The organism is Saccharopolyspora hirsuta (assembly GCF_008630535.1).
In the GTDB taxonomy this organism is placed as follows: Bacteria; Actinomycetota; Actinomycetes; order Mycobacteriales; family Pseudonocardiaceae; genus Saccharopolyspora; species Saccharopolyspora hirsuta.
In genome coordinates this window covers 176,078-189,829 of sequence record NZ_VWPH01000011.1, presented here as the reverse complement: position 1 = coordinate 189,829, position 13,752 = coordinate 176,078, and the positions used below count along the sequence as shown (strand labels likewise).

Here is a 13,752-nt window from a genome sequence, read left to right as displayed (position 1 = left end):
CTGCTCACGCCGGATCTGCTCGAACAGCTCTCGGGTGCGCGCCACGTCGTCGCGCGCCCGGGCCGAGCCAGGTGGTCCGCCGGAGACCACCGGGCCGGGAGGCGGGGAGGAGAGCGCCGGTGTCAGCACGACGTCGGCCGGCATCGGAGCGAACCAGACCTGCTCCGGTGTGCCCAGGGTCGCCAGCGACTCGATCTGCCCGTCGAGCGCGACCGTCAGACCATCGAGATCGTGCAAGCTGAAGAAGTGCCCCTCGCCACCACCGAGGTAGATGTACACCGCGACGTGCGGGCTCTCCCTGTCCTCGCGATCCAGGTAGGAGAGGACATCGTCGTAACCGTTCCGCGCCCGCCGCAGGGGTGGCAGACCGGACTCCCACACGCGCCCCGGATCCACCGGCCCATCCGCGGCGGCGACGAACTCATCCGCCCGCTCCCGGTGCGCGGCCCGGTTCAGGGTCTGGATCGTGGTCTGGTAGCAGTTGTTCCTGGCCCCGCTCGAGTTCACCCCCAACACGAACGACGCGTGCTTGCGCACGAACTCGGCGTGCCCCGCCGGATCACCGGCGAAGGTCTCCGCGGACACCACATCCGGCCTCAGACCAGCGCTGGAGGACGCCGACGGAGCAGCCCCACCGAAACCGCGCGGACGACGAGATTCCCGGTAGCCCCAACGGGAACCAGGGTGCGGGCGATACTGGCTCGAACGAGGCTCCCCCGTCCGAGGACGCTCCGGCCTCGGTGGCGCAGTGCGCTGCCTGTCGTACGCCGCGCGCTTCTTGGCGTCGGAGAGGACCTCGTTCGCCTCGTTGATCTCCTGGAACTTCCGGTTCGCGGTCTTGCTCGACAACCCGTTCAGCTTGGCCTTGTCCGGGTGGAACTTCATCGCCAGCTTGCGGAATGCCTTGGTGATCTCCTCGACGGAGGCGTCCTTCGCCACGCCCAGCACCTGGTAGTGGTCCGGCTTGTCGGACGAGTCCTCAGCCGCGCTCGAATCGGACTCGGACTCCGATTCCTCAGCCGCACCCTCCTCCGGCTCCTCGGCCGTGCTCTCCTCCGGTTCCTCGGCCGAGGTCGCCTTCGGCTCAGCAGATGGCTTGCCGGTCAACTCCGCGTAAGCGCGTTCGACATCCGCACGTTCCTGCTCCGCCAAGCCCGACATCAGCCGCGCCATGCGCGCCCGCTCGATCTGCGACGGCGTGGCATCCTGCGGAACACCCAACACCGCATGCGGATCCCACCACGCGTCCGCCCCAGTGGCGCTGCCCTCCTGCGCACCGGAGAAGTTCCGCATCAACTCCGCGTAAGCGCGCTCTACCCGCTCCCGCAACTCGGGCGACGGGCCAGACAGCAACACACGCATACGAGCACGATCGATCAACGTCTGCGACGCATCACGCGGAACTCCCAACACAGCGTGGGGATCCCACTGCTCATCCGACCCGGGTGCCCTGCCCTCCTGCGCACCGGAGAAGTTCCGCATCAACTCCGCGTAAGCGCGCTCCACCCGCTCCCGCAACTCGGGCGACGGATAAGACAGCAACACACGCATACGAGCACGTTCGATCAACGTCCGCGACGCATCACGCGGAACGTCCAGCACCGCGTGCGGATCCCACCGCTCAGCCGGCTCAGGGCGCGGACCTGGGCGGGCGCCACCAGTTCCGACCGCTTCCCGCGCCCTGATCCTGGTCACCTCGGCATCGGTGAAACGGGTTCCGCGGGATTCCGTCAGCACCGGGACGAAGCGCGGCGGACCAGACCTGCGCACCCGCTCGGCCTCGACCTCCAGCAACCCCTCGTTCCCCGGGATCACCAACCTCCCCGGCGCGATCTCCGCACGGCCGCTGGTGGTGGTCACGGACACCCGGGGGCGGTAGCAGACGATCTCTTCGGCCACCTGCACCGACATCTCCGGGTCCGGGTTCCCGAAGGGCAGCAGGAAGAACCGGCCCTTCGCCCCCCAGACCGCGTTCTTCTCCGCGATCAGCCGGGCCGCGGTTCCCCAGGTGACCAGCAGCTCGGTGGCGGATCGGTCCGGGAGGTCCACGGGTACCACGAACCTGTCGCCCGCGCCCTCCAACGCGAAGATGCGCGTGTTCCTGAGCCGGAGGCGGCTCTGCCCCCTGGACGCGGCCTTCTCCAGGGACTCGGCCACCGACTCGCCGGGGAGGGAGCGAACCAGGTGGAAGTCATCGAGAGGATCCCGCAACCACTGGAACACGTGATCGTCGAGACGCCGGTTCGCGATCAGGCTGACGACATCGCTGTTCTCGAAGGCGGCGCCGTTCAGCGCGAACCGGCTCGTGTCCACCTCCTCACCGAAGAAGTCGACCGGATCCCCGTGGCGATCCCGCCCCCGGTACAGGAAACGTTGCGGCATGCCGGCCAGGCCAGGTGGTGCGTCGTGATCCGGCGCCAGCCCCGGCGCCACCCCCGGTGTCCGAGCGAAGAGGCGGCCCGGGGGCACCGGGGAGAACCAGACCTGCTTCGGATCGCCCAGCGTTGCGAGCGACTCCTCCTGCCCATCGGGGTAGATGATTTCCCCACCCTGCACGTGCGCGGTGAAGAAATGCCCGCTGCCACCACCGAAGTAGGCATACACCAGAGCCCGCGGACCGTCCTCCTCACGACCGAGCAGGAACGACTCCACCTCGACATAGCCACCCCTCGCCCTCCGCAACGGGGGCAGCCCGTACTCCACGACCACGCGCGGATCGACCCGATCGCCGCGCCCTGCCACGAAGTACCTCGCCTGCTGCTCGGCCGGGCGCATCGCCCAATCCGGGTCGGTCGTCCTGTTCAGCACCTTGACCGAAGTATCCAGGCAGTTCTCCCGCCAACCCCCCGGGTTCACGCCCAGCACGAACGACACGCGCTCGCGCACGAACTCGGCGCGCCCCACCGGATCACCGGCGAAAGTCTCCGCCGACACCACACCCGGCCTCGTACCGGCGCTGGACGACACCGAAGGAACAGCCCCACCAAAACCACGCGGACGACGGGCCCACGCCGCACGCGTGCGACGGAGCTGCCGGTCGTACTCCCTGCGCCGGTCGTGATCCGACAGGGTCTCGTACGCCTCCTGGAACTTCTGGAACTCCTCCTTCGCCTTCTCTACCTCCGACTCCGTCCCGCCCCGCTGCGCGACCTTGTCGGGGTGCGACCGTGCCGCCGCCTTGAAGTAGGCCTTGCGGATCTCCTGCGGATCAGCGTCCTCAGCGACGCCCAACGTCACGTAGTGGTTCGGGAAGGAAGGATCTTGCGGAGGCGGCGGAGGCGGGTCCTGCTTCTCGCGCTCCCTCCGGTCCTCCTGCTCCGGCGTCTTCTTCGACCCCTGCTGCGACGAGTCCTGCCGAGCACGCCCCGACCGCTCACCGCGTTCATCCCCACGCCCGCGGTCAGACCGCCTTTCGGACTTTCGCCGTTCTCGCTGCGTCCCCTCCTCGCGGGAGTCGGTCCGGCTCTCCTGCGGTCGCCGACGCCCCTCGTCCTCGAACCGGCCCCGCGCACGCTCCTGCCGACGCCCGGCCTCCTCGAAGCGCTCCCGAGCCTCCTGCCGACGGCGTCCCGCCGCCTCGGCCTCCTCCTCGAACCGGCTCCGCGCACCCTCCTGCCGACGCCTCGCCTCCTCAGCCGCAGCCTCGAACCGGGCCCGCGCACCGTCCTGTCGGCGCCTCGCCTCCTCAGCCGCTGCCGCGAACCGGGCCCTGGCTTCCCGCTGCTCCTCGGTCGGCTCCGAGCCCGCACTCGATTCCCGGTACTCGGCCCGCGGCTCCCTGAACTCCGTCCGCGGCGCCCGGTACTCGGCCCGCGGCTCCCGGTACTCCGTCCGCGGCTCCCGGTACTCGGTCCGGGGCGCCCGGAACTCCGTGCGGATCGGTTCCTCGTCCTGGCGACCGGACTCGGCATCTCCGACGGCGATCCCGTCCCAGGGGGACACCACCACGGTGGTCCGATCCCGGCGCACCGCCACCGGACCGAGGAGGCTGTTGACCTGGAGCTCCTTGGTCTCGGTCCGTGAACTCACCTGCACCATGGCGCGGTTGTCGCGCACGAGGACGCGCCCGGGCGATTCCAGGTCCACCGGACCCGTGTGGACGGTGAGGCGCGGCGACTTCTCGACCAGCCGCTCACCGAGCTTCACCAAGGCGTCGGCATCGGTGGCACGGGACGCGACCAGCAGCAGTGTTCCCCGCTTGGGCATCCCCGCGGTGCTGGAGAGGATCTGCGCCGCAGTGCTGCGGCTCACCAGCACGGTCCTGGTCCGGCCGCCGTCCTTCTTCACCGGGATGGCCACCCGGTTGCCCTCGAAGTGCACGCCCACAACAGCATCGGGCGCGAACGGCACCTCGCCACCGCGCCTGGCCCCGCCTTCGGGCACCACCCGCAGCCGACCGCCGGCCTGCTCGACCCAGGAGGTGAAGTCCTCGCTGAAGCTCCGCGGTATCGCCGAGATGCCGGTGAAACCCCGCCCCTCTGCTGGCGAGCGCCCGATCCGCACGTCGCCCTGCGAGAAGCCGACGGCCTTCCCATCGACCGTTCCCTCGTAATCCGGCCTGCTGAACCAGGGCATGCCCCCCATGCCCGGCGGTTCACCGGAGTTCTCACGACGCTGGCTGGTGCTGTCGGAGCGGGCCGCCGGTCCGTTGACCCGCACAGCGGGCGCCGAGCCGCCGTCAGTGCCGCCGCTGCGCGGGAACGGCTCCAGGCGCTGGACACTGCCGTCGGGCCGGTGCACCTCCAAGGGCCGCCCCAGCTTGGTGGCGAGCAGCCTGCCGACGAGTTCGTCGCTCGACCCCTGCTCCCGCTGCCCCGAGTAAGGTCCGTTCTGCAAGGTGTCCGCCAGCGGACCCAGCTGGCTGTCGATCCGGTTGCGGACCGTGAACTCCGTGGCCGGTTGTTCGGAGAGGCGAGCACCGCTGGGCCCGGACTCCACCCGGCCCTCCTCGCCGAACAGCTCCACGCCGGTGGCGACCGTGTCCGCCCGCACCTGCTCCGGCGTTCCCGCATCCGGCACCGCCTCGCTGACCTGCGCGTAGAGGGAGCTGGTGGGCACCGGCCGCAGCCGACCCGGGTGGTCCAGGAAGGTGGTCTGGAACTGCTGGAAGTGCCGACGCATCGCCGGTGCCTGGGCGGACAGCGCGGCGTTCTGCGCCACGATGGTCTTCGCGTCCACCGACACCCCGACCCGGAGCTTCTTCAGGTCCGGGTCCTTGGCGTAGCGCGTCAACAGCGTCGAGATGTTGGCGTTGAGCACGTTCTTGTCCGGCGCGCCCAGGCTCGTGGCAACCGCGCCCGACGGCACCGCCGGTCGCTCATCACCGCGCCGGGCGACCAGCGGATCCGACTGGTCTCCGGTCCTGTCCTGCCACTGCTCCCGGTATCCGGTGAAGTCGGTGCCATCGATGGCCTTCGACTTCTTGTCCACGCCCGTGCCGGAGTCCGTCCCGTACAAGAACGTCCGACCCCGCAACCTGTCCGGGTCGATGTGGTTCTGCGGCAACTTGTAGGTCGACTGCGCATCCACGGCCCACGACAGGGCGACCCGGGTCAGGTCCGTTTCGACGGTGGCCCCGGTGAAGTCGGTCAGGAACGGAACCCCGCGAACGGGATGGCGCTCCGGGGTCTGCGCCTTCGCGTCCTCGCGCAGCTCGTCCTTCGTCCGGGGGCGCCGCCCCCGCTCATCGCGAAGCCCGGTGCTCGACTTCGGGGCCTGCCGGATGAGCTTGTCGTAGTGCTCGCCGAACTCCTTGGCGTTCTCCCGCTGCAGCGCCGTGCCGAGGTTGAGGAACTCCGCGCCGTCCTTGCCGAACCCGAACTCCCGATCACCGGGCCCGACCACCAGCCCGCGCTTGAGCAGCACGGTGCCGTCGATGTAGAGGTTCGGCTCCGGCGAGTAGGCGTGCAGCGGGTGGTTGCCGGACAACCGACCGCGCGTTGCCATGTCCGCTGCGACCTGCTCCTCGAACTCCCGCTGCAGCGCTGTGAAGTCGATGTCCTCCGACCGCAAGCGGTCGAGCCCCTCCTCGGTCCACTTGAGATCGCGTTCGAGCGTCTTCCGGACCTTCGGGGTCTGCTCGGTGCTCAGCCGGTCTTCCAGGCGTCGCTTCTGGTTCTCCAGGCGGTTGAGGACGTCGTCGAACAGGTGGTCCCCGGAAGCGTGCCGGTAGCCGCCGGAGAACATCAGCGGCCGGGTCGGTCCGGCATCGATCTCCGCGGTGCCGTCCAGCCGGTCTTCCAGGTGGTTGAAGATGTGCTGGCCGGACGACGACCCGACCCGCCTGGATCCGGTGTCGAAGTCCTGGAACGAGAGGTACGGGTGGGTCCCCAGGTCCGCCATGGCAGCCACGACCGCCCGGTTCGCCGTGCTGCCCAAGGTGTCGTTGCGCAGCGTTCCGTACGGCGGTGAATCAACGCTCTTGAAACCGCTCGGCACGACCGGCACCAGTGCGATCGGCGCCGTCAAGTCCTCGATCTCGGCGGCAACGGACTCGATGGCTCGCTGGACGTCCTCGTCGGACCCCTTCGGGCCGTTGACACCGAAGACGAAGGCCACGCGTCCTTCCAGGCCTTGCGCGCCTTCGCGAATGCTCTCCACGACTTCGCGGATGCGCCCGACGTCGCCGTGCGGCAGCACCGAGTTGACCACGAAGCTGAGCTTGCGCCGGTCGGCGATGCTCTGGTCCAGGGCGTGGAGGTAGTCCGAACCGAATTCCCGGGAGAACCGCCCGCCAGCCGACTTCCGGAGCAGGTCGTGGAAGGCGCGGTTCGCCGTGGCGTCGCCGATGTCGACGGGTTCCTGGGCTGCTTGATCAGGCGCCGCGCTCGAGGCCTGCGAGTGGGGTCCGCCGCCCCTGGCCCGGGTGGTGGGGGTGGGAGGCGCCGTCACCTGGCGCAGCACCGCCCCCGCGGGCATCGGGGAGAACCAGACCTGCTCCGGGTCGCCCAGGGTGGCCAGCTTCCCGGTCTGGCCGTCGAAGTAGACCACCCGGTCCCCGAGCTTGTGCGCGGTGAAGAAGTGACCGTGACCGCCGCCGAAGTACGCGTACACCAGGCCGTAGGGGCCGTCCTTGGCACGTTTCGGCGCGTGCGCCAGCAGGTCGTCGTAGCCGTGCTCCAACTTGGTCAAGGGCGGCAGCCCGGTTATGCCGACCTTGTGCGCGGGCTGCGCCTCGCTCGGATCGGCGACGAAATCCCCTGCCCGATCCCGGTGCTCGTCCGCGTTCAACGTCTGGACCGACGTGTTCAAGCAGTTCGTGCGGCGTCCCGGCACACCGGACTCGAAGCCGGGGTTCACACCCACGAGGTGCGACAAGTGCTCCCGCACGAACTCGTCCTGATCGCCCTCGAACGCATCCGCCGAGACCACGTTCGGCCGTACCCATTTGGTGCTCGGAGCCGCCGCGAAAGCACCGCCGTAGCCGGGAGGAGCACCCTTCTCCTCCGACCCGGTGCCTTCCTCGATCGCCTCCTTGAGCGCTTGGTAGCCGCTGCGCCGAATGTCCTCCGCGGAACCGCGGTCGCTGCGGCGCGGCGTGTTCTGGTCCCGCCAGGGGGCTTCCAAGATCTTGTACGAACCGTACTCGGACAGCCCGTCCAGCGCCTGTCCCCGCAACGCTTCCAGGAGCGTGTCGGCCTTGTCCCCCAGCGGGCCCTCCGGTCCGAGCGAGACGCGCTCGAGACGTTCCCACCACTGCCTTCGCTCCTGCTCGCTGAAGGAGCGGTTCGAGGTGATCGACTGGACGATGCGGCCCAGATCCGAGCTGAGCTGCGGATCGTACGCCGCGAGCGCGCGGACCACCTGACCGGATTCGCCGCCCCGGTCGTCCAGGTGCTGCTGGAGGTAGTACTGGGCCGAGATCAGCGACAACCCGCTCTGGGTGTAGTCGATCACGAGCAGGTCCCGATCGGTCGGCAGCCCTGCCAAGAACTCGCGGAAGTGGTCGTTGAGCCGATCCACCTGCCAGAAAGCTGGTTCGGTATGGCCGCGCTCGCGGAAGGCGTCGTACAGCAACGTGCCTTCCGGCGGCGACGGGCGGAAGCTCGACAACGGGATGTTGACCGCTGTGTGGCCGCGGGACTGGAGCGCGGCGATGAACGGCCCAGGGCTGCGACCGATCCCGATGTAGTTGTACAGGTCGGGCGGATAAGCGTTGACGATCCAGCTCGTCATCTCGTCGACCGCCTCGGTGAAGCGGCGCTGCTCGTTCTGGTGGTGTTCGGCCGCCATGCTCCGGACGGCGTCGTAGAACTGCTGCGCGTCCTCGAACTGGACCTCCCGGGGTTGGACCGCGACGCCCGGCCCCGGCCTGCTCAGGTGGATCCGGATGGCGAGTTCGACACCACCGTCCTCGGGATAGTTGAACCCGTGCTCGGCGAGCCATGCGCGCGCCAACACCGGGTTCAACAACAGCACGTCGCGCCCGTCGCGGAGGTAGGTGGGGCTCGGCTTGGCGGGGTGCCGCGCGAGCTCGTCGCCGCTGATCCAGAGGCGGGCCGGCCGGATCGCCGCGCTCGCATCGGCGATCCGCTGGAGCCGAGGAGTTACCTCGAACCGAGTCCCCTGCAGCGTTCGCTCGTAGACGACGCCGCTGCCGTCCGGCTCCGAGCGGATCTCCACCATTCCCCTGTTGTCGAGGACGATCAACCGCTGCGGGTCGGACAGGGCCGCCTGGCCGCCGCTGGTCAGCACGTGGAGCCCGGGTTCCCGCGCGGTCAGCTCCTGGCCGAGGTGCCGCGCCGAGTCGGCCGCCGGGGTGTCGAAGGCCAGGAGGAACAACGAATCGCTCCTGGCCACCTCCTTGGTCCGGCGGAGGAGGTCGACCGCTGCGGGCGGAGACATCAGCACGTCGATCGTGCCGTCGCCGTTCCGCACCGGAACCACGACGTCGCCGCCCATGAACCGCACCGCGACGACGAGGTCGACGTCGGGTCTGACGCTCACCTCGGCGTCGGGTCGGTGCGCCCGAGCCGCCAGTGCATCGGTCGCCGACTGCCCGGGCAGCGTGCGCACCAGGACCAACCCGTGCGGGAGGCCCGTCATCCAGCGGTGCACCGGCTCGGTGCTGCTCCAACCCGACACCAAGCTGAGCATCCGGGGCGCCCCCGGCGGGGCGTCCGGGCTCGGCCGGAACTTGATCGTGCGCACCGCGTCGAGGGGGAACACGACCTGGTTGCCCCAGAGGTCGCGACCGGCGAACCGCCGCTCGGACGGCATCCCGCCCCAGCCCGGCCGGGGCTCGCTGTCCGAGCTGGTGTCCAGCTGGCGATCGCGCAAGGCGTCGCCGAGTGCCTCGTACCCCGTCCGGACGCCATCGGGTTCGGGCTGGTGCTCGCGCCGGGGCCGGTTCTGCTCGACCACCGCCGGGTCCTGCTCCAGCAGCTTGAAGGACCCGTACTCGGCGAGGCCGTCGAATGCCTGGTCGCGGAGCGCCGCACCGAGGACCGGCCCGTTCTCGCCGAGCGGCCCGTCCTCGGCCAGGGACAACGTGGTGAACCGGGAACCCCAGGTCGCCCGCGCTTCGGCGCGGTCGGTGCTCCACACGCTCTCCACCACCTCCGCCATTCGCGAAGGGGGGAGGACGACCTTGTTCCGCAACTCCCTGAGGTTGCTGACGTCGATCTCCTGGTGGACCCCCAGCGCGTGAACGCGCATCGCGCCGCCGCGCTGGTTGTCGACGTGCTCCTGGAGGTAGTGCTGCGCGGAGACGAGCGAAAGGCCCCGCTGGGTGTAGTCGATGAGCAGGATGTCCCGGTCCTCGGGCAGGTGCCCGAGGAACTCCGCGAAGTGCTCGTCCAGCACCCGCTGCTGCTCGGGCGTCAGCGGCTTGGAGTCCGGGGAGGACTCGAACGCCGGTTGCAGGACGGAGTTCACGTCGACCGGGGAGGGCCGGAAGCTCGACAGCGGCACCGATGCCACCTCGTGCCCCTTGGCCTGCAGCGCCGCGATGATCGGCGCTGGGCTGCGGCCGAGCCCGACGTAGCTGAACACGCCGGGCGGGTAGTGCTCGACGACCCACTCCGCAGCGCGGTCGACCGCCTCGACGAGCTGGCGCTGCTCCTCGAAGTGCTCGCGGCTCGACATCGTCCGGAGGTCTTCGACGAAGCGGGCGACGTCGTCGACGTCGTAGTGGACCGGGCGGCGGGTGTCGTCGCCGTCGTAGAGGTAGCGGTTCACGATCCGCCGATCGGACCAGCCCTTCGGGAGGCTGATCCCGTTGTCCGCCAACCACTTCCGGACCATCATGGGGGTCATGCCCACGGTCCGCCGGTCGTCGATCCGGAACCGGACCAGCTCCGAGGGCTGGAACTCCCGGAGCTCGAAGCCCCGGTCCTCGCCCAGGAAGTGGTGGTAGACGTCGCGTTCCCGGCGAGCCGGGTCCGGTCGGTAGGAGTCGATCCGCTCGGCCGTGCTGCGGGCGTCGACCGAGGTCGTCACCTGGCGCAGCACCGCGTCCGAGATCACCGGGGAGAACCACACCTGCTCCGGGTCGCCCAACGTCGCCAGCTTCCCGCTCTGCGCGTCGAAGTGGACGACCAGGTCGCCCCGCTTGTGCACGGTGAAGAAGTGCCCCTTGCCAGCGCCGAAATCCGCGTACACCAGACCGTAGGGGCCGTCCTCGTCCATCTCCGACACGTAGTCGGTCACGTCGTCGTAGCCACCCCGCACCAGGCTCAGCGGCGGGAGCCCGGACTCCGGGACGCGGGAGGCGTGCACCTCCCGGCTCGGAACGGCCTTGAACGTCTCGGCGCGATCCCGGTGCGCGTCGGCGTTCAACGCCTGGATCGACGAGGCGAGGCAGTTCGTGGTGTGCCCCGGGGTGCCGCGATCGAACTCGGCCTTGTTCACCCCGAGCAGGTGCGAGAAGTGCTCCTGCACGAACTCGTCCTGATCGCCCTCGAACGCATCCGCCGAGACCACGTTGGGCCGTGCCGGCTTGGTGCTCGGCCTCACCGACGGTGCACCACCGAAGCCGGTCGGCACCTCCTGCTGGAGGTGGTTCGCGAACTCGCGGATCGGTGCCTTCTCCGGCGTGCCGAGGTAGGCGTTCTCCGGCCCCGACCGGGACAGCCCGGCCTTCTCGGAGAGTTCCGGGAATCCCTTCGCGCCCTGCTCGGTGTCCCGGATCGGCTCCCCGGCCTGGCGATCTTCCGGGCGCTTAGCCGCGAAGCGGCCCTTCTCGTCGCGCGGGTGAGCCGGGCGCGCGGCACCAGGTGGCGCGGACTCGTCCTGGTCGTCCGGCGACTTCGACGCCTGCTTCCGGTCGCCGTCGGCCGAGTTCGGGGCCTGCGCGGGGGTGCCCTTCGACTCGCTCGGCTGGACGACCTGTTCGGCCTCGCCCCGACTCCTCGCCAGCTCCGGGCTCGGTGGCTCGGCTTCGAGCTTGCCGTCCAGGGGCGAGGACGACTGCGGTCCGGGCAGCGTCATCCCGGTGGGGCCGTCCTTGGCGGGCAGGGGGCTGCCGGGACCGACCTGCGGTGTGGGCGCAGTGCTCGGCTTGGTGCTGCCAGCCCCCTGTTGCTGCCCCGCAGGACCGGAGCTCGCGGGCTGCTGACCCGCGGGCGTCGTCGCGGGCTGCTGGCCCGCCGGTGGGGCGGCCGTTTGCTGGGCTGGTGGTACGGCGTCCTGCGGGGTGCGCCCGCCCGGTTGCTCCTGCGTGCCATCGCCGGGGGTTCTGATGTCGCCGACCGACGTCGTCTCGAACCCGGGCAGCCCGCCCGCAGTCCGGTCGAGGCCCTGCTCGGTGGACGTCCGGGTCGTGCCGTGGGGCGAAGTCGCGGTCTGGGCCGTGTCGGCGGCGGTGGTCGGTGCGCCGAGCGGCTTCTCCGGAAGCCCGCCCTGCCGGTCTTCGGTCGGTGATCCCTGGTACGGCGGTGGGGTCGCCGCACCCACCTCGGCGTAGGACGGTGGTGCGTCGGCGGTGACGCCGTCCTGTTCGGGCGCAACGCTGTTCGCCACCGGCCCGCTCGGGGACGAATCTCCCCTGCTTCCCGGCGGTGTGCTCTCCGGCGACGACACCTGCTGGTGCGTCGGGCTGGAGGTCCCGGACTCGCTGTAGGGCGGCGGTGCGCCGGTGCTCGCACCATCCTGACCAGGCGCTCCAACTGGCGGAGCAGTGACCGATCCTTCCACCGCCGGCGGTGGCCCGACCTCGCCCGCGGTGTCCGGCACCGGCCCCTGTTCTGCGGCGGGCACGGAGCCCTCGCTGAACGACGGCGGCGCGGTGCGCGCACCGTCCGAGCCCGGTGCAACGCCACTGCCCGAACCCGGCTGCGAGATCGGCGCGGACACCCCACCAGACACCGACGGCGCCGAGGCAGCACCGTCCACGCCCGGCACAACACCACTGCCCGAACCCGGCTGCGAGATCGGCGCGGACACCCCACCAGACACCGACGGCGGCGCGGTCACGCCGTCCAAGTCGAGTGCAACGCCATTGCCCGGCCCCGCTGCCACCGGAGAACCGCCGGGCTCCTGTCCCGCCGCCGGAGGACCGAACGGCGTGGAACCGCCCTGGCCGCCGGAGGTTCCGGGCTGCGGCGACTTGGACGGGGTGCTGGACGCGGGCGGCGCGCTCCCGGCGGAGGCAACGGGCGCGGCCAAGGGCGGCGGGTCCTGCACCACGCCGGGCGGCTGCGGCGCCCCGCCCGGCGCGTCGGACGACGGGACCTCGGAGCCCGTGCCACCGGGCCGCCCCGCACCGGGTGGCGCGACGTCCGCGCCCTGGCCGGTGCTGCCGTCGCGCCCGCCGCCCGGGGAGGTCTCCGGCACCACCGGGATGTCCAGGCCCTGGCTCACCGTCCCCGAGCTGGAGTCCGCACCGGACGACGAGGGGAGATCGGGCCGCTGCCACGGCGAACCCGAACCCGAGCTCCCCGGTCCGTTGTGCTGGCGCATCTGGTCCTGGGCGTACTGGTTCGCCGCGTGCTCGGTGCTCGACATGAAGTAGTTGGAGGCGATGATGCCGCCCGCGGCGATCGCCCCGAAGTCGCCACCGAGGATCCCGGCGGCCGCCGCCTCGACAGGCGTCTCCGAGGCGGCGCCGAGCGTGCCCTTGCCGTACCAGGTCTTCGCCTGCTGCGCCAACCACTGGTTGAGGTTCGTGATCCAGTGCAGCGCCACGTGCAGGCCGCCCACGGCCGTCCCGGCGACGCCCGAGACGAGGATGTCCTGGAAGTTCAGCTTGTTGGTCTTGCCGTCGGCCATCACCATCAGCTGCGCGGCCGTCGTCTGCGCGACCTCTTCCAGCCCCTCCTCGACGACCTGCCACAGGGCGCGGAGGTAGTTCGCGAGCTCGCCCGCGATCTGCCGCCCCCGCTGGACGAGCTGCGAGATGATGCTGCGCGCCCCGGCGATGTAGCTCGGCAGGTACGGCCAGAGGGCCGGGGTGGCCAGGATGACGAGGATCGGGCCCACGAAGCTGGCCACCGTCACGGCGACCTCGTAGTTGGTCGTCTGGTCGGTCACGCCCAGGCCGTGCACCGCCTCCGAGGTCTGCTGCAGCCCTCGCAGCTGCGGGCTGATGTCGTAGGCGGACAGGTCCCGCTGGTGCTCGGCGAACGCGTCGGCGGCCTGGCCCTCGAACTTCGACAGCGCAGCACCGGAGAGGCCGTGGATGCTCTCCACCGCGGGCCGCAAGGACTGGCCCTGGTCCACGATCTCCTTGGCCAGGGAGTACAGGGCGTCCGGGTTGGAGTCGGGCATCTCGATACCGGTCGTCAGCAGGACGAGGACCTGTTCCGCGTTCAC

Annotated in this window: 1 protein-coding gene (running past one end of the window); it reads right to left on the bottom strand. The window is 70.6% G+C overall.

Annotated features, from left to right (window positions below; translation table 11 throughout):
* Window positions 1-13,752 carry the start of a DnaJ domain-containing protein gene (locus F1721_RS23790; protein WP_150068977.1) on the bottom strand. It extends 14,490 nt beyond the left edge of the window, so the window shows 13,752 of its 28,242 coding nt (coding positions 1-13,752); the start codon lies at window positions 13,750-13,752; the stop codon falls past the left edge of the window.